Annotated in this window: 14 protein-coding genes; 1 reads left to right on the forward strand and 13 read right to left on the reverse strand. The window is 54.8% G+C overall.

Translation table 11 applies throughout. The features are described 5' to 3' along the window. Positions 1 to 125 precede the first annotated feature (125 nt). From ACFQI7_RS07075 to ACFQI7_RS07105, 7 genes are all read right to left on the reverse strand, one after another. On the reverse strand, positions 126 to 779 hold the full coding sequence (locus tag ACFQI7_RS07075; protein WP_218098563.1) for an HAD family hydrolase: 654 nt from the start codon (positions 777 to 779) through the stop codon (positions 126 to 128). A gap of 91 nt (positions 780 to 870) precedes the next feature. Beyond that, a complete protein-coding gene (locus tag ACFQI7_RS07080; RefSeq protein ID WP_218098564.1) occupies positions 871 to 2,307 on the reverse strand; it encodes an MBL fold metallo-hydrolase in 1,437 nt (478 codons plus the stop codon). Between the two features lie 54 nt (positions 2,308 to 2,361). Further along, complete coding sequence (locus ACFQI7_RS07085) at positions 2,362 to 3,150, reverse strand: GntR family transcriptional regulator (RefSeq protein ID WP_218098565.1); 789 nt, start codon at positions 3,148 to 3,150, stop codon at positions 2,362 to 2,364. Positions 3,151 to 3,234: 84 nt separating this feature from the next. Then, positions 3,235 to 4,851: an arylsulfatase gene (locus tag ACFQI7_RS07090; RefSeq protein ID WP_218098566.1), complete on the reverse strand. Its 1,617-nt coding sequence runs from the start codon at positions 4,849 to 4,851 to the stop codon at positions 3,235 to 3,237. A 368-nt stretch (positions 4,852 to 5,219) separates the two neighbouring features. Then, entirely contained in the window at positions 5,220 to 5,825 is a 606-nt protein-coding gene (gene cdaS / locus ACFQI7_RS07095; protein ID WP_218098567.1) for a sporulation-specific diadenylate cyclase CdaS, read from the reverse strand. A gap of 215 nt (positions 5,826 to 6,040) precedes the next feature. Beyond that, positions 6,041 to 6,850 carry a sugar phosphate isomerase/epimerase family protein gene (locus ACFQI7_RS07100; RefSeq protein ID WP_218098568.1) on the reverse strand — a complete coding sequence of 270 codons (810 nt, stop codon included), beginning with the start codon at positions 6,848 to 6,850 and terminating at the stop codon, positions 6,041 to 6,043. A gap of 206 nt (positions 6,851 to 7,056) precedes the next feature. Then, a complete protein-coding gene (locus ACFQI7_RS07105) occupies positions 7,057 to 7,833 on the reverse strand; it encodes a transporter substrate-binding domain-containing protein (RefSeq protein WP_230414856.1) in 777 nt (258 codons plus the stop codon). A 203-nt stretch (positions 7,834 to 8,036) separates the two neighbouring features. On the opposite strand from ACFQI7_RS07105, the gene ACFQI7_RS07110 reads away from it, so the two are divergent. Next, on the forward strand, positions 8,037 to 8,447 hold the full coding sequence (locus tag ACFQI7_RS07110; RefSeq protein WP_218098569.1) for a VOC family protein: 411 nt from the start codon (positions 8,037 to 8,039) through the stop codon (positions 8,445 to 8,447). A gap of 249 nt (positions 8,448 to 8,696) precedes the next feature. Here the strand turns inward: ACFQI7_RS07110 and ACFQI7_RS07115 are convergent, their stop codons facing one another. From ACFQI7_RS07115 to ACFQI7_RS07140, 6 genes are all read right to left on the reverse strand, one after another. After that, on the reverse strand, positions 8,697 to 10,436 hold the full coding sequence (locus ACFQI7_RS07115) for a polysaccharide lyase 6 family protein (RefSeq protein WP_218098570.1): 1,740 nt from the start codon (positions 10,434 to 10,436) through the stop codon (positions 8,697 to 8,699). A 223-nt stretch (positions 10,437 to 10,659) separates the two neighbouring features. Next, entirely contained in the window at positions 10,660 to 11,385 is a 726-nt protein-coding gene (locus tag ACFQI7_RS07120) for an endonuclease/exonuclease/phosphatase family protein (protein ID WP_218098571.1), read from the reverse strand. A 338-nt stretch (positions 11,386 to 11,723) separates the two neighbouring features. Next, entirely contained in the window at positions 11,724 to 13,046 is a 1,323-nt protein-coding gene (locus ACFQI7_RS07125) for an ABC transporter substrate-binding protein (protein WP_218098572.1), read from the reverse strand. A gap of 160 nt (positions 13,047 to 13,206) precedes the next feature. After that, the gene (locus ACFQI7_RS07130) at positions 13,207 to 14,610 is read right to left on the reverse strand and encodes a sulfatase family protein (RefSeq protein ID WP_218098573.1); all 1,404 of its coding nucleotides are present in this window, start codon (positions 14,608 to 14,610) and stop codon (positions 13,207 to 13,209) included. 28 nt (positions 14,611 to 14,638) lie between these two features. Continuing rightward, on the reverse strand, positions 14,639 to 16,144 hold the full coding sequence (locus ACFQI7_RS07135; RefSeq protein ID WP_218098574.1) for a DUF3604 domain-containing protein: 1,506 nt from the start codon (positions 16,142 to 16,144) through the stop codon (positions 14,639 to 14,641). Positions 16,145 to 16,241: 97 nt separating this feature from the next. Continuing rightward, positions 16,242 to 18,140: a heparinase II/III domain-containing protein gene (locus ACFQI7_RS07140; RefSeq protein WP_218098575.1), complete on the reverse strand. Its 1,899-nt coding sequence runs from the start codon at positions 18,138 to 18,140 to the stop codon at positions 16,242 to 16,244. Positions 18,141 to 18,145 lie beyond the last annotated feature (5 nt).

An 18,145-nucleotide genomic window follows, 5' to 3' on the forward strand; every position in this document is an offset into this window, starting at 1 on the left:
TACGCACAATTTTGACGGCGACGAAGCGATGCGAAAGCGTTCAAAACGTACAGTAAAACGAAAGAAGAAGACTCGTCACTCAACAGGTGACGCGGTCTCCTCGCAAGCATACCGCCAATCCTATGTCAGGCCTTGTTCCCCAATACGGCCCGCAGCTGCTCCAAGCTGGTGCAAGTCCAGTCCGGGCCGCATTCGTCGAGTGTCTCCATGTTCTCGTACCAGGTCAAGTAGACGGAGGCGACTCCCGCATGTCGGGCCGCCAACAGATCGTACGCCGAATCTCCCGCCATTGCGGTTGTTTCCGGTGCGGCGCCGATCGCGCGCATCGCCTGCTCAATGCCTTCGGGGTCCGGTTTTCCCTTCGAAACGTCTTCAATCGCAATGACAATGTCGAATAAGTCCGCCATGCCGAACGCCTGCAGCGCTTTTTCCGTTACGGCCTTCTGCTGATTCGTCACGATGCCCAATTTGTAACGATTGTCCTTCAACGCTTTCAAGCCTTCGATGACGCCGGGAAATACCGTCGATTTTTCGTGATAATGGTTCATTTTGAGCGTAAAAAAACGGCGCAGCGCCTCTTCCCGCAAAGGAGAGCGCTCCTTGGGCAAATAGTGAGCAAAGCCGATTCCAAAATGCTTTTGGATGTAATCGTAAGGGCAGGCGCCGGGAAAATAAGCTTCCATCGTCTCATAGGACGCCTGAATGAGAAAATCTCTGCTGTCCAGCAGCGTTCCATCCAAATCAAATAACAACGTGTCAATTTGTCGTGCATCTTTCATTTAACGGTTACCTCTCCATCCTGTTCGCTTTTTCGGGTGCATCCCCGCTGCCGCCTCCCGATCCTCTACATCAATCGCAGTTCGTTGCACGCTACGGCTTCAAAGGTTCCTGCGCGCTTGGGCGGGTCCATGCTCCGATCAGATCGGCGACCGCTGCAGTTTCCCCTCGTTCCGGAAAATATGCGGGCACCCCGCGCGTATCCAGACGCTTCGGATACCAACTGTGCAGCGGAATGACCGTTTTCGGCGCGATTTGTTCGATCAGACTTGATACGTCCGCCGCCGATGCGTGCCCCCCGTTGCCAATCGCATGATGTACGATGCCATAAGTTGAAATGATTTTGCCGATCGTGCTGTTGCCCGGATTGACCGGATGGTCCGCGTGCACGTAATGGGAAGGGACGCCCGTGTCGCCGAGCGACTCCAGCTCTATCAAATGCGCGATGTTCGGGTAAGAAATAAAATAGACGTAGTCCAGCTTGCGTTCGATAAGCTGCTCCAGCGAAACGGATGCATACGGCAACGTGTATTCTGTGCTCGTCATATCCAGCACTTGCACGGCTTCGGGCGAAGCCGCTGCGGGATGGTTCGAGAGTACGCGTACGCCTTGCACGGCCCCTTCATGCCAAAGCGCTGCCAAGCGGGCATCCATGACCGCCTGACGCCCGGCGCTTGCGGCGAGCTGAATGAAATCGGCGATCCGCTCCAGATCCCTGGACAGCAGCTGAGCATATACCATTCCTTTCGCGTCGGCTAGCACTTGGGCAAACTGCGCGAGCACGTCCGCTTCCGGACGCGGCGGCTTCGGCTGCGCGCCCGGCTCGGCCGGCACCTTCGTTGCCTCGGTAATGAGCAGGTCGACCTTCTTTTCCCTGCACATGCGGATAAATCGGTCGATGCGCTCAGGATGACGACCGTGGCGCCTCCAATCGCCGGTAAAAGCGACGCAGTGGTCACTGCTTTCGATGATATACCCGGATGCGCCGACCGTATTGTGGTCCATCTCGACAATCTGAAAGCGGAACTCACCGAAATCGACAACCGCCAAATCGTCCAGCGGCACAATCGTCGCCCTCGTATCCGCATATTCGCCCGACGCCACCATTCCGCGGTACAAGGCGTATGCGTCATGGCTCATGTACACAGCGATCCCTTCGCGCAAATAAGGGAGCAGCGCCATGTGATCCTGATGCATGTGGCCGACGAATATGCCGATCCGGCCGTACTTCGGAATATCCCGGAAATTCCACACACTTCCAATATCGCTGGCTTGAATCGTTGCCGCCTGTTCTTCGACATACAATTGCGGCAGCGGCGGCGCCATTCGCCCGAGCACGTACTGCCTCACTTCTCTGCCCGGGGTTGCCCGCACCGGATTAAAAGTAAATACGCCCGATACGTCGATCAAATCCTTATGCGCGATGCCGCAATCGAAGAGTACGCCGGTATCGCCTTTACCGTACAATAAATGAACGCCGCCCGTCGTCTCCAGACCTCCGAAAAAGGTAATCCGTTCCGTTGCCACCACACCGCGTCTCCTCCCCTTATTAGCCCTTTCATTCCCGTTCTCCGCCAGCCGGTCTTATCCTCCGCCGTATGGCCTTTTCCTAGAGAGCTGCACCATATATTGAAAGTAATCCGGCCGGTACACGGCCGTTAAATACTCGACAGACTGCAGCTGATGCGAGTAAGTCACCCGCTCGATGTACAGCAGCGCGTCGCCCGCCGCGACGCCGAGCTGTTTCGCTTCTTCCTCGCTTGCATTGACTGCGCTGATCATTTGCTTTGCTTCCTTCAGCGGAATGGCCAGCTCCTCCTCCAGCACTTTGTACATCGCGATCGAAGTCAAATCCCGCGTTTCCAACTCGAGACCGATTTCCGGCGGGAAGTAAGCGTGCTCGATCGCAATCGGTTTGCCGTCGGCGAGCCGAAGCCGTTTCAACTCCCAAGCCGCCCGCAAATTCAAGCTTGTTTTCACTTGCTCCGACAGCTTGTTGGTCATTCCTTTGCCGATGATCCGGGCTCCGGGCGCAAATCCCGCTTCCTCGATCGTTTCCGTGAACCCCATTAATTGCCCGACCCAGTGCTCCGCCTGATTCGTTTTGAGGAACGTCCCGCGTCCCCTTTCGCGGACTAGCAGCCCTTCCTCCACCAGACTTTGCAGCGCATTGCGCACCGTGACCCTGCTGACGCCGAACCGTTTGATCAGCACGTGCTCGGTAGGCATTTTCCCCGTTTCGTCCACCAATCCGTCGTACAGCGCCTCGTGCCGAATAATATCGCGGATTTGCAGGTGAAGCGGCGTACCGCTATGGGGGTCAATCGTTCGTTTCCCAGATGTGTTATCGTTTGTATTTGCTTTTATGTTCATATGCAGCCAATCCTTTCTACCGGCAGTTGACGGAGTCCGAATCGTGTAGTACCCGAACCGGACGGTACCGTTTCATTGCGGCGTTTACTCTTCTTCCCAGAATGCTTGCGCCCCGCTTTGCTTCATGAGCTCCAAAATTTTTTGTCTCGGCACCACCTTGCAGCGCTCGGCCCAAGCTTCGTACTGCTCGCTCATCTCCTTCACCCGCTCCGGATAAACGCCGGCCAAATCGTTCATTTCCGTCCGGTCTGCATCCATGTCAAACAATTCCCACGCATGCGGATAATTGCGCACGAGCTTCCACTTGCCTGACCGAACGCAAGCGTTGCCTTCATGCTCCATATACAGCGGCTTCCGGCTCCATGTATCGGTCGCCAAAACCGGGACAAGGCTTTGTCCCTCCAACGGCAAAATATCGTTCCCCTTGTACGCCGCGGGGTACGACGAACCGGTAAGCTCCACCACGGTAGCCATCACATCGGTCAATTGAGCGGGCGTATGCCGCAAAGTCCCTTTCTCTGCAATGCCTTTCGGCCAATGGACGATGAACGGCGTTGCGATGCCGCCCTCGTGGGTCCAATGCTTATACAGCCGGAACGGCGCGTTCGACAGATTAGCCCATGCTTTGCCGTAGCTTTGGTATGTATTTTCGGGACCCGGCATCATATGCGGATGGTTGCCGAACACGACATCCTCGCCTTTGCGGGTCTTCAGTTTGGCAATAAGCAGGTTGTTCGCCAGTTCTTCGCCGCTCACGTTCGTCGGAATATCTTCCGCGCATGCGCCGTTATCGGATAAAAACATAATAACGGTATTGTCGAGCTGCCCGGTTTGTTCCAAGGTTCGGATGATTTTGCCGATCCCCTGGTCCATCCGGTCGATTTGCGCCGCATACACCTCCATGCAGCGAAGCAGCCAGTCCTTATGCTCGGCGTCCTCCCATGCAGGCTGGCTGGAATCGCGTCCGGTGAGCCGCCATGACGGGTGAATGATGCCCATATCGATCATCCGCTGCAGCCGTTCTTCCCTAAGCCGGTCCCAGCCATGATCGAAACGCCCTTTGTATTTGGCAATGTCCTCCTCGTGCGCGTGAAGCGGCCAATGCGGCGCGGTATAGGCTACATACTGGAAGAACGGAGCATCCGGATGCCGTGCCGCGTGATCCTCAATATTTTTGACCGCCTGATCGCTGATCGCATCGGTGTAGAAGAAGTTCTCGTCTTCCGCCGCTTCGTGCTCGATGTTTTCATTGCCGCGGGTTAACGTATTCGGATCGTAAAAGCTGCCGGCCCCAATGATCGTCCCGTAAAAATGATCGAACCCTCGCTGCATCGGCCACGCATCGGTCGGCTCGAGCAAGCTGCCGGCGATGTGCCATTTGCCGCTCATATAGGTAACGTAACCGCTTTCTTTCAGCACTTCGGGAATCGTTACGCACTCCCTGTTCAAGTTCCCGGGATACCCTTCCGGCCCCATATCGTACGTCAAAATGCCGATACCCGTTTGATGCGGATGCAATCCCGTCAGCAGCGAAGCGCGGGAGGGACTGCATCTGGCGGTATTGTAAAATTGCGTGAAGCGCAATCCGTTCTCCGCAAGCCGGTTCAAGTGCGGCGTATCCACTTCCCCACCGTAACAGCCGATGTCGGAATACCCCATATCGTCATTTAAAATGAGCAAAACGTTTGGCTTTCGATCCATGGACAATCGCCTTCTCTCGGTTATTATTTGTTATAACAATACTCATTTGTATTATGATTTGTATCAATGAATTCATGTTATAACAATGAATGCCGAGTTTCAATACTTTTCTTTCCAACATTTACTACAAGGATTATTTCAAGCCGCTTCGGCAAATAATACCATCGTCGTTCTTTGCAATATCACCTGCACATTGGAAAGGAGGGTTTGCGATGGAGCCCGAGGAATTGGAAACAACGGAAGAGACGCTCATTGAGGAAGCCGAGCCGGAAGAAGAGACGAATCAGGAGCACACCCATGTCGAGTGGGCGGGATATATTTAAAGTCGAAAAAAGCCATGCGGTTTCGGCCGCATGGCTTTCGTACGTCTAACCGAGGGCAAACGCGTACAATTGGCCGTTCAGGCAGAAGGACGCTTTTCCGGTTTCCTCCGATACGACAATCGACAGCGCATCGCACCGCTCGGTAATCCCGATCGCTGCCCGGTGGCGCATGCCAAGCTTTTTCTCGGTGGCGAGCGCGCTTAACGGCAGAACGTTCGCCGCCGATACGATTTTGTTATGTTTGATTCGCACGGCTCCGTCATGCAGGGGCGCACCCGGTACGAATACGGATTCCAGCAAGGCCGGGCTTAACTCGGCGCCGACCGGAATGCCCGCCGTAACCCAATCGTCGAGCGAATCGCTGCGTTCGACGACGATCAACGCTCCGTGTCTTCGCTCGGACAGCCGGCGGACGCACAGCGAGATATCCGCATATTTGTCCGTATAGGCGGACAAATAACATTTCAAGTAGAAAGCTGCAGCCATCGACTCCGTCGTCGCCAGTTCCGCGCTAATTTGTTGAAATTCGTTCAACAGACATTGCTTGTCTTCTTCCAGCTCCGCTATTGCGACCTGCATCTTATCGACCAAGCCTAGAAGCCGTTCTTTGAGCTCTAGCTTGAGTGGCGAAAAATCGCATGTTTGCTCCATGGGTCACGTTCCTTTTACGACAACGTTTTAGGCCGGCCATCGCCGGTTTCTCTGTTGGTTAGCGTTGCCAACCGCGCCCGGCAATATACGGTTTCCGGCACAATATGGAGCTGAACGGAGCCCTCCGACGATGACAGCGCGGACAAAACGATAAAGACGAACGTGCGGAGTTGCTGCGGCCCGCTGCGTTCGTCTTAGACGGCGCGGCTATGCCGTCAAGCAAGTTTTCTCATATATTCGACATACTGCGGGAATGCGATGTCCGCTTCCAGCAGCTCCGGGTGCCACTTCTTTTCCCACTCCAGCGTGTAATAGCCTTCATATCCGTTGCGGTTCAGCAGCCTGTACATCGGCTCCAGCGGCACGTCGCCTTCTCCCGCCAGGCAGTACTGGAACTGGCCTCCGGATTCCGGTTTCACGGAGGAGTCCTTCACATGCGTATAGTGAATCCAGCGGCCTAAGGTCGCCCACGTATCTTCCGGCTGCTCCCCGGCCATGCGGTACGGATGGTGCAAGTCCCACAAGACACCGACGGCTTCCGGATCGACCTGCTCCATGACCGCCCGCACGTATCTGCATGAAGTCCAGTCGTCATGCGTTTCCAGCAGCAGCTTCGCTCCGTATTCCTTCGCGACGGACCCCAGCTCGTGGAAATGGCGAACCATGATTTGTACCGCTTCTTCGCGACCGGTGCTTTTGATGGCGCCGCCGAACACGCGAATATAAGGCGTTTCGAAGATCGCGCAAAGCTTGGCGTACGCTTCGACTTCGAGCAGCTGACTCTCCATCATCTCACGGGAGAACACCTTCACGGAACTGGAGAAGCAGGATACTTCCAGGCCGGCATCCTTGATCCGGTCGCGGGTTTGCCGGGCCGATTCGGCAAATGCCGGCAGCTTGTAAATGTTCATTTCTCCGGCAACGCCGCGAAAATCGATCGCGTCGAAGCCGTATTCGGCAGCCCTTCGAATAATAAGATCAAGCTCCCAATCGGGACATCCCAAAGTGGTAAACGATAACTTCACAGCTTATCACCTCCGCGTAATATGAAACACTCGGGCATATGATGGTTGCCGGTCATCCGGTACACGTTAACAACACAGCGCCTATGTAAACGTATTCAGCTCCATTATATCGCTTCCCGCACGGAAAAGGGAGACATAAAATAAAAAGACCGCCTGAGCTTTGTCAGACGGACGTTTCATCAGCCGGCTATTTGGCGGGGAGCGCATTATTTGCCGGGAAGCTTCGCCGGTTTTCCGCCGAACCATTTGGCATACAACGTCTCGTAGGTTCCGTCTTTGACGACTTTGCCAATCGCCTGGTTGATTCGGCCGATATACTTGCTGCGTTTTTTTGCGACGACGGCGTAGCTTTCTTTATTTAACGTCTCGCCAACGATCTTCACTTTGCCTTCTCCGCCGTTTTGCTGGAAATCGTGCACGTTGCGCTCGTCGAAAATGACCGCATCCACCGATTTGTTTTTCAATTTGTCGTATGCCTCGGAAATATCCGGATAACCGCGCACTTCCTTAATGCCGGTCAAGCCGCTGGCATACGTATATGCGGTCGATCCGATCTTGGTCGCGACGACTTTACCCGCCAAATCGTCTTTGCTCTTGATCTGGCCGTTATCTGAATTCGTAAGAATGACCAGGCCCGTTTGAAAATACGGGTCGGAAAACACGAAATTGTCTTTGCGCGCTTTATTAACCGTCATCCCCGCAACGGCCAAATCGACCTTGCCCGATTGTACGGCCTTGTTCAGCTCGCTTTGTTGCATTGGTACCAATTCGTATTTCAGATTTGCTTCTTTGGAGATCGCTTTCCATAACTCGACCTCGAAGCCTTTGTTTTCTCCCCCTTCAGAATAGGTGAACGGACGGAAATTGCTTTCAATGCCCACTTTCAGCGTCTTATTCGCCGCCGTACAGCCTTCCGTTACGATAAAAAATGCCATTAGAACGGACAGGCCAATGAGCAACTTGCCCCGAACTCCAAAACTCATCGCTTTCATAACCTCCTCGTTTGGAAACAACGGTATTATTTGTAAATAATTGAGCCGTTATGCAGACCACGATCATTCCGATCATCCAATTTACATCGTTGTCGGCTCGGCGAGATAACATAGCAATCGGTAAGAAATTTCAGCCTTGGCCGTTTGCTATAGTTGAAATCAGAAGCAATCAAACTATGGGAGGATGTTGAAGGATGGCTAAATTGACACCTTATCTTTTTTCGGAGGATTCCCGGGCTCAAGCGGAGTTTTATGTGAAAGCGCTCGGCGGGGAGATCTTGTCCGTGATGACGCATGGACAGCTCCCCAATGCAAGCGAAGCGCTCAAGGACAAAGTGATGCATCTTAGCATGGTGGCGGCAGGACTTCAATTCTACATGTGCGATTGCTTTGTAGAACCGGCAGTACAAGGGAACAGTATTAATTTGAGTCTCGAATTCGCTACGGAGGCCGAAGCGCGTAAGGCATTCGATAATTTAGCGGAAGGCGGCAATGTAAAACACCCGTTGAAGCCGGAATTTTGGGGCTCGCTGTTCGGACAAATCGAGGACAAATTCGGCATTAACTGGATGATCACCACCGAGGCGAAACCGGTCAACCCCTAAACCGGCGCAACCCGCTCCATGTAAAACATGAGTCGACACAAAACAAAACAGCTGTCGAAGCAGCTGTTTTGTTTTGTGTCGATGATCCTATCCGTACGACTCTCCTTTTGAAAGCAATGCTTCATCGTGCAATTTGCGGTAAACCGCCGGTCATATGATTACGACTGCGCAGCGATTGGATGCATACCTGCATAGCTGGCACCCAATGGTATTGCGATTGGCGCTTTGGTTCACCGTCGCGCACATCTCTTATGCCCCACGGCCTTTTCTTCTTCGCCCTCTGTTTATCCCCCATACGAGGACGCCCAAGAGAATCAAACCCGCCGCGCCCATGTACATATAGTACTCGCCGTTGCGTGCGCTTGCTTCCGTCGATGCAGGCACCGCCTCCGCTGTTCCTGCAGCTAACGCCTTGCTCTTCGCAGCTGCATCTCTTGCCGACGTTCCAGCAGCCGTCGAGACCGCTGCAGCCGGCGCGGCGGCCGGCGGAGCCTCCAGCCAGGACGGCCCGACCTGCCCGCGGGATAACGGCGCCCGTTCCGGCTTCGATGCCGACAGCTCATCCGCGCCGACGTCCTTCGAGCTGTCCCGGCTTTGCCCGTCCATATCCTTATCGACGTACGGAAAAGATCCTTGCGCCTTATCCTTGACGGGACTTGCGGCCGACGGCCGGAACAGTCCGTCGCTGCTCATGGCGACAGCCGGGTCTTGCATCGTTATCCCTTCAGGCACGGGGGTTATGCCTAATTCCGCTCCGAACATTACATTGCCTTTATAGGTCATATTCGTCGGTTTGGTCAACAGATTGACCAGAGGAGCTGTTGTGCCGTAGATGACATTGTTCGCGATCGTAATGCTGTCGGGGGGAACGTTATAGCCATCCGACCCGACGCCGATGTGCACATTGTTTTTATTGTTGACCAGTGTGTTGTGCACGATCTCCGCATACCTCGCCTGCTTGTAGGTATGGAGCACCAGTTCACCGTGGCTTGGGTCTTCGTTATACTTCGGGTCTCCGTTCATTAGGATGATCGCGGCGCTGAGCGGCTTATAGCTGCAGCCAATGCCGGAAATGTAGTTGTTGTACACTTTATGCCCATAGCCGATAATGCGAATGCCGACCGTATTGCACAAGTTTCCGCCGAATATATAATTTCCGTATACTTGGCTGTTGTCTCCATGCCGGAGCACAATGCCGCCCTGCGAATTGCGCAGTGTGTTATAACGGATTATATTTTCCCACGATTTGACCGAGATGATCTCCGCTTCCCCGTTCGCTTCCTCGAACAAATTCGATTCCACTACCGTATTGGAAGGTCCCCGGGAATACTCGCTCGTGCCGATGCGGATCGCCTCCGCGCCGTTTTTGCCGAAGACGGGAATTTTCCCGAAATAGTTATTGTCGATTTGATGGTAATCGCGGTCTTTGTCCGTGTCCCCGTATCTCCATACGACAAGCAGCGCTCCTGCGTGATTTTTCCCTTCGAAGTGGGAATGATCCACCCTGTTGTGCGTTCCGAAAAGTGAAACCCATTTGTAATCGGTATCCTTGTTCGGCGGGTTGTAGCCGATCATTTGGGTATTGGTCAACCGCGAATAGTTGGCATGCTTGCCTGCCCCGTCGCGGAATTCGACGATGCCGCCGTAGGACGTATTCGGAAAGCCGCCGTCTTGAAAGCGCAGCCCGTCCACCACCCAGTAATCTTTGCCGATTCGAAGACGCGACGTTCCCGTCAATATCACTTTTCCGCCGGTTTCCGCCCGCAGTGTGATCTCTTTGCCGGGCTCGCCGCTATTTCCGTTCAGCCGGATCAACGTATCTTTCCATGTCCCGTTTTTCATAACGATCGTATCCCCGGGGAGCGCTGCCTTGATTGCTTTATCTAGCTCCGCGGAATCGCTTACAACATATTGCTCGGCGCTCGCCGGCATAGCAAAAAACAAATACCCGACCGCTACAAAAATATACAGTACAATCGTCCGGATCAAACATAACCCTCCTCTTTCATGCGACACCCATCTCTACTGCGCCTTCGCGGTTTAAAGAACTTAACCATTCTTGCATATTAAAAAACTGCAGAAACCCTCGATGCGGGCACTACAGCCGGTTGGAAAGAATGAAATACTACAATTGGTAAGCTGATTATATTTTAGGTATAATGCCGTGTCAATGCGGCGGCTTGTCGGAAATTCGTCGAAAGGTGACGCCGGCTTACGATTTGAACCGGTATGTACCGACAACGGGACGATGGTCCGAGGCGTCGGATGCGACGACTTCCCGCTCAACGAGCTCCAATTGGTCGTTATAAAAGATATAATCGATCCGGACTTCGGGCGTGATCGACGGAAAGGTATTCACATCGGCGACGCCGGAGAACGTGTCGGACAAGCCGCTCCGCTTGAAACGGCCGATTTCATCACTGTCCGGACGGGCATTGAAGTCACCGACAAGCACGAGCGGAAGCGCGCTGCCCTTCATGATGTCAAGCACTTCCTCCGCCTGCTTCATTCTTTGCTCCGAAGTCAGTCCCATATGAATGTTATAGAACATGAGCCGCCGGTCCGGGGGGCCGATTTCCGTCTCCAGCATTCCTCTTTGTTCCCCGCCGAAGCTGCTGAGCGAATAATTGCGCGACCGGATAATCGGATACTTGCTTAGCACGGCCGTGCCGTACTGCCGTCTCGGCTCCCCTGGAGCACGGGGATCGCGGTCCAAATTCGGCGCGAATACGAGCTGCATGTCAAGCGTCTCCGCGAGGCTATGGCCCAAATCCATAAAAGCGCTGCGGTCCGACCAATGCTTGTCGACCTCCTGCAGCCCTGCGATATCGGGATCGGCGGCTCGGATGGTCTCGGCGATTCGTTCCAGGTTGCGCTTGTTGAACGTATCCGTGCCGTAATGAATATTGTAGGACATCAATTTCAGCGTCGAACTCATTGCAGCGTATTTCCCTCCATCTGGTAGTTATGAGAACTTTGTCGTTCCAGCGGGCCGTCTCTCGTGTTGTCCCTATTATATTAGCAGACGGGTATTTCCCTTTCAATTACAAAAGTGGCCGGCTGGCACAGCGTTTTTTAGATATATTGGCAGCAAAAAAAGCCTGGGAATTTGTTCGTGAAGAAACAAATCCGCAGGCTTGAAGGCCGTCACGGTTATTCACGCGCCTCTCCTAAGCGCACATGCGCGTCACGGGATGGCACTCAACAATAACCGGCAGCTGTAATGGTAACGCCGCTTACGCTTGCGCCATACCGGCACCGGCTCGATAAGGCAGTTTACTTCTTCGGCTTTTCGGCCTCGATGTCTTTGGCAAGCAGTTCCGACGCTTCCCTGACCGCCGTGACGATATCTTTTTGGCCCCGGCCGATATCGCCGACCGCAGTGTTAAGCCGTTTCCAGGCCAAGTCGTTATATTCGGTGAGCGGTGCGGGCGCCGCATACGTTTGCGGGAAGATCGCGTTAATGTTTTTGCCTTTGTATTTCGGCAAGTCTTGCGCGAACGTTTTTTTGATATCGGGATTTTTCAGCGCAGACTCCACTCCCGTCTTGGAGCGGATCGTCTGAAATTCGTCCGATGTCAGCGCTTGCAGCACGTCCATCGCGTCGTCCTTGTACTTGCTTGTTTTGCTAATATAAATATAGCCCGGGTACGCTTGCGGACCGCCGGCTCCAAGCTCTTTGAAATAAGGCATAGCCGCATAATCCCAATTCAGGTCTTCAGGGAAATTAAGGGCCGCGTTCGAAAAATGAGACCACATGGCCAGCGTCTTATCTTTGGCGAACATATTGGACTGCGCCGTGGATGCGAAGAACCCTCCCGCAAGCGGCTTGCCGTCCGGCGGCGGAATGAGCTGATAAAACCGTTTGAGGTTATCCAGGAACGTCATCATTTTCGGGTTGTCGAAAGCGGGCTTAAGCGTCTTCGGATCGATAAACGGCGCCGAAAATTGATTGGTCTTCAAAAAATGCTCCGGCGACGCGAGGAATCCGTAATATTGCGTTCCGTTGTCGTTGCGGGTAACCTGCTTGGCCAAATTGTAAATTTCATCCCACGTCATGCCATCCTTCGGGTAAGGGACGCCGAATTTATCAAAGATGTCCTTGTTGTACATAATGACCGGCGAAGTGTTGGACAACGGCAGCCCGTAGATGCCGCCGCCCGCAATCTCTTTTTGCTGCTGGATCGTGAAAGGCTCGAACCGGTTCAAATCGACGTTCTTCTTTTTGATCAAATCCGTCAAATCATACTGGAAATCGTTGCGGAGCAAGTTCAAATGCGTGTGGCCAATGGAAAAAATCAAAATATCGAACTGCTGCCCCCCGGAAATGAGCCCCTCCATCGACTTGGAGGCCGGCACCGGAACAAACTTCGGCGTAATGTAAGGAAACTTTTGTTTGATGTAATCGCCATAGTTTTTCATGAAATCTTCTTCTTTCCAGTCGGCGTTGCCGGTTTGATAGAAGACGAGCTCAATCGGCTGTTTTTTGCCCGTTTCGGCCGCCCCCTGCTGCTTTCCCGTACTGCATCCGGCAAGCAAGCTTCCCGATAACGACGCTGCGATAGCGATAGTTCCTGACAAGCGAATCCACGATTTCATACATATGTCCCCCTTAATCATTCGAAGTCTCTATATGGATTGATCGGTTCTGCATCACGAAAGCTCGCTTCAATCAACCGGCGGCCATCGTTCAAGAAGTTATGTTACAGCAGTCCGTTCCGTTCCCCGTCTCTCTATTTGCATGCTTGGGCTAAAACGATTACCGGACCGTCTCCACGTACGGCGCGTCCTTCACCTCGCGCTGCAGCTTATACAGCTCTTCCGTCAACCGCTTCACCGTATCCGCATAAGCCGGATCGGCGTACACGTTGTTCATCTCGTACGGATCGCGTTGCAGATCGAACAGCTCCCATTCCGGCGGCTTCGGATCGTCGATCGCATCGGTCGCTCCGAGCGCGTCGGCGTAATAATAGATCAGCTTGTAATTGTGCGTGCGCAAGCCGTAGTGGGCATAAACTCCGTGCTCGCTCAAATGCATCCAGTACCGGTAGTACATCGAAGTCCGCCAGCCGTCAGGCAGCTCTCCTTTCATGAGCGGCCGCAAGCTGCCGCCCTGCATCTCTTCCGGAACGGCGATGCCGGCATAATCGAGGAACGTCGGAGCGAAATCGACGTTAAGCGCCATCGCATCCTGCACTGTTCCCGCCTTAATTTCCTTCGGATAGCGGACGATGAACGGCATGCGAAGCGATTCCTCATACATGAACCGCTTGTCGAACCAGCCGTGATCGCCGAGGAAAAAGCCTTGATCCGACGTGTAGACGACGATCGTATCGTCAGCCACTCCTTCGGCTTCGAGCGTATCCAGCAGCCGTCCGACATTGTCGTCGATCGAAGCTACACAGCGTAAATAATCTTTGATGTAGCGCTGGTATTTCCAGCTTCTCAGCTCCCGCTCGGAAAGCCCTTCGGGCGGGTCGAGTTTCAAATCTCGTTTTTTCAAATCGCGGTCGATTCGCATGATCGCCGCCTCGGCAGCCGCTGCGCGGTTGCTATAATCGTCGTTGAACGTCGGCGGCTCGGGAATCTCGACGTCTTCGTATAAATGCGCGTGCTTCTCGTCCGGAATCCACGGACGGTGCGGCGCTTTATGATGGCACATCAGGAAGAACGGCCGCTCCTTATCCCGCTTCCGAATCCAATCGATGGACTGATCGGTAATAATGTCAGTCACGTAGCCCTCGTATTGTTTCTCTTGGCCCATCTCGATAAATTTCGGATTACGGTAATCCCCTTGGCCGGGCAGTACGTTCCAGTAATCGAAGCCGGTCGGGTCGCTGACGCCGCCGTGGCCGAGATGCCACTTGCCGACGATCGCCGTCTGGTAACCCGCCTGTTGCAGCAGTTTGGACACCGTTTGCTGGGAGCCGTCGAAACGGTCTCCCAGCGTTAGTACGCCGTTCAGGTGATTGTACAAGCCGGTCAATATCGTTGCACGGCTCGGCGCGCAAATCGAATTGGTGCAGAAGCAGTTGTCATACCGCATTCCTTCGTCAGCAATCCGGTCGAGATTCGGCGTCTGATTGATCCGGCTGCCGTAGCAGCTCATCGCGTGCGCCGCATGGTCGTCGCTCATAATGAATACGATGTTCGGTCGGTTCATTGTCCGTCGCTCCTTTGCCGCTTGCCGGTCAGGCAAGCACGTAAATAGGGGATATCCAGGCGCATTGGCCGTTGACCTGCTTGATTTCCGCGTGATATACGTCGCACTCCGATTCGGCCAGCGTATCCGTCCAGACTTCGCTTACGGTATACGCCTGCTGCGGAATCGCGCGATGCACCATGATCGCTTCGGAATTGTACGGCTGCAAATGCACGGTACGATTGCCGCCGAGCAGCTCGCCCACGGTCGTCTTGATCTCCGCACCGTTCGCTTTGATATGCAGCTCGGTACCTACATCGCCCTCCACTTCGAGAATAACCGCCGCTGTATGAGGATGCAGCGTCGTCGGATTTTTGAACGACATGCAGGACCATGCCACCGCTTGATCCGACTGGCTGACGATCCGGTTGCCGAGCGCATTCATCGTTGGGTCGTCTCTCAGCTCGGGCGTCGGAGCGAGAATGCTGCGGCCGCGGAAGCACGTTTCCACCGCTGCCAGCTTGCCGCCCCGCACTTCGGCGATGGCGTCCCATTCGAACCCGGCTTTATTGTTCCCCCAGCCCAGTTCCACCTTCACCTTGTACTTGCCTGCCGTTTGGGAGACACCGGAACTTTGTCCTGCAAGCAGCTCACCGTTCACGACCTTCCACGGACGCAAGTTTTTATAGACGACGATCTTGTCGATCTGGTCGCATGCGGTAACGTTCAATTCGAACCGGCGCTGGGATGCGGTCGTTTCGCTGCCCATCGGCAGCCCGTTCATTGTGAACTTGCATTCGATCTTGTCACCGGTAACCGCGTACGTTCTGCGGGCAAGGATCGCCTCCCATATCGATTCGCGCGTCTTGGCGTCGGCCAACACCGCCAGGCGGCCGTCTCCGTACGAACCGGGATAACCGGCATGGTGATCGGTCGATCCGACGAAGCCGAATCTCAGCTTGCGCGCGAGTGCGGCGTATACGCTGCTGCGCGAGTCTCTCGGCCCCATGTCGTGATAGTACGGGAACGGGCTTTGATCGGACATGCCGCTGCCGTGCTTCGAATACACTTCGACGATCGGGCTGATGGCCGCGCTAAATCTGTCCCAGTTGCCGCCGCGGTAGCCCGGCGTGTAGCCGACATGATGCGGCACGGCGATGACCCGCCGAGGCGCGAGCTTCTCTACAATCGCCGCAGGCGATTCCCCTTCGACAAGCGGGAAATCGTCATCCGGCGACAAAAAATGGTGATCGCCGTACTTGCTCGAATGCGCCTCGTACCCTTGGAACGTGACGAACTCGCCGGGCACGTTGAAGCTTTTTACCGTTTCAAGCACATAATCCCAATGGTTCCGCAGCTTGGCGAAGCCTTCTTTATGGAAATCGACCAAATATTCGAGCCCTTCCGTACGGGCCGGGATATCGTACCAGGACGCGTGACCGATGATCGCGCAAAAGTCGAGCTGGCCTTTGGCCGCCTGCAATGCGTTCTCCAGTCCCCCAAATCCGTAGCTGATGCCGCAATGATTATGCAAATCTCCCCAATATAATGGCATGTTGATCCTCTCCTATTTGTATGGTCGATGGTAGAAAGCAGTATAAATTTGGAATCCATATGTTTGTCTAAAAACAGGGACAGCGTGCCGGATAAGGCTATACCTGGCGAAAGCGGATCGTATGCCGGCCCTCCGGCTGAACCGATTTCGGCTGCAGGACGATCCGGTACAAGCGTTCGCCCCACGAATTGCGGAGCTTCTTATCTTCGAGCGGGATCGTTTCGATCGCGGGCGCAAACGCCGCTGCATCGTATTCCATTTGCAGCGTCGGCCCTTCGCTGCGCCGCAGCATGATCCGGCTGCCGCCGGTATCGACCTGAGGCTCGCAGCAGGTCATAAAGTTCAGCGCAAACCGGCCATTCGCCCGGTCTGCAAACGCGTACCGTTCCTCTAGCTCGACAACGGCTTGCGGCGAGCGAACCAGACGGCAGCTGCGGGTCCATGACACGATGCCCGCTTCCGGCGGATACGCGCCGGCAATATTCAGCGTGAGCTGCGTTCCGTCATCGCCCGGTTCATACCGTGCTTCCGAGGCGCGAAACTCGCTGCCGTCCCGCTGCATATGGCCGTTAATCGTCGGCAGGCTGTGATAACCGGACTGCATCGTCCAAATCTCGTAGCGCTGCGCGCTGAACGTCTTGGCGCTGTATTCCTCCACCCCGACGTCGATCAGCACCGGCATGCCGTCCGCATAAACGACGAAATGGCCTATGTCGTTATGGTTATGGCTCTCCAGGTTATGGCCGCCCTTCATGGCGGCGTACAGCCCCCGGTCCGACGCCTCGGTCTCGCGCGCCGCCATGACCTGGATGCCGTCCATGTACATGTCGCGCCGAAACGTCAGCGGCTTCGAATCGTCGTCGATCCGGCGGTAATCGAACAGCGCGGGCAGGACGCGCAGGAAGGAAAGGAACTTCATGTTCTTCCAGCCTTCGCTGCCGAGCATGCGGTGCACGGACGTGCCGAGCGCCATCATATTATCGTCGCCGATCCGCTCGCCGTAGCGGTACACGACATCCTCCTCGACCGTAATCCGGTGCGGCCCGTCGGCAAAGTTGAGAAAATACCGTTCTTGAATATGTACTTTGTAAATGTAGCGTCCGATGTTTTGAACGAGCGGCTCCGCGTAGACGTTGAACTTCCCGCTTGTGGCCGCATACAGCAGCTCCAGGCAGTCGAACAGCGAGCCGCCCGCTTTGTTCCAATAGCCCGGTCCTTCGTCGCAGCCGCCGTCGGCCGGGTGCATGGACAGAAACCGGTCGAGGCTGCGCAGCGCTTTCCGAACGGCCTGCACTCTTCGCTCGATATCCTCTTCCGCGAGCAGGAAGGCGCTCAAGCAGTTGGAAGTGCACCACGGCGTCCAGTTGTTCAGCCGTTTATCCCGCTCCCGGAAACCCATCCACCAGCAATCGTCCCGATGCAAGTAAGGGTCGAGTATGCGGCGGCGCAGCTCGCTGCGAATACGCTCGCAGATGAGCGGGTTGACCCGATCCAGCACCGGCCGGAGCAAATAAGCGAGCCAAGCGAATAAATTGCCGGTTTCGGCAGCAAAGAGGTCGATTCCCGGTTGGCTGAGGACGTCCGGCAAATCGGGATGCCGCTCTTGAAACATACGGTTGTGCGCGGAGATGACCCAGCTCGATTCCTCGCTGATCAGCCATATGCCGTTAATCAGATCTTTCACGAAACGACCTTTGTTCTCCACACACTCGGCCAAGGCCAGACTGGTCACGGCCCGCCTGCGCAAATGGTAAGCGCCGTCGTATCTTGTTCGGTTGCCGTTTTGCAAAAACTCCATGAACATCGAAGCGGTTAACGCCGGCCATGCATAATCGATATATTTCTCGCCCTCCGCTACGACCGACTGCCGCAGCTCGGCGGGCAGTCCTTCCCACTCGCTTCGCCGGCTAGCATCCGGATAAGGACGGTACTCGGTCCAGGACAATACTTGATCCGATAGCTGCTCCTTAGAAAACCATTCGCTTAGACTTCTCATCGTTG

It is taken from the genome of Paenibacillus allorhizosphaerae, from assembly GCF_042659105.1.
In the GTDB taxonomy this organism is placed as follows: Bacteria; Bacillota; Bacilli; order Paenibacillales; family NBRC-103111; genus Paenibacillus_G; species Paenibacillus_G allorhizosphaerae.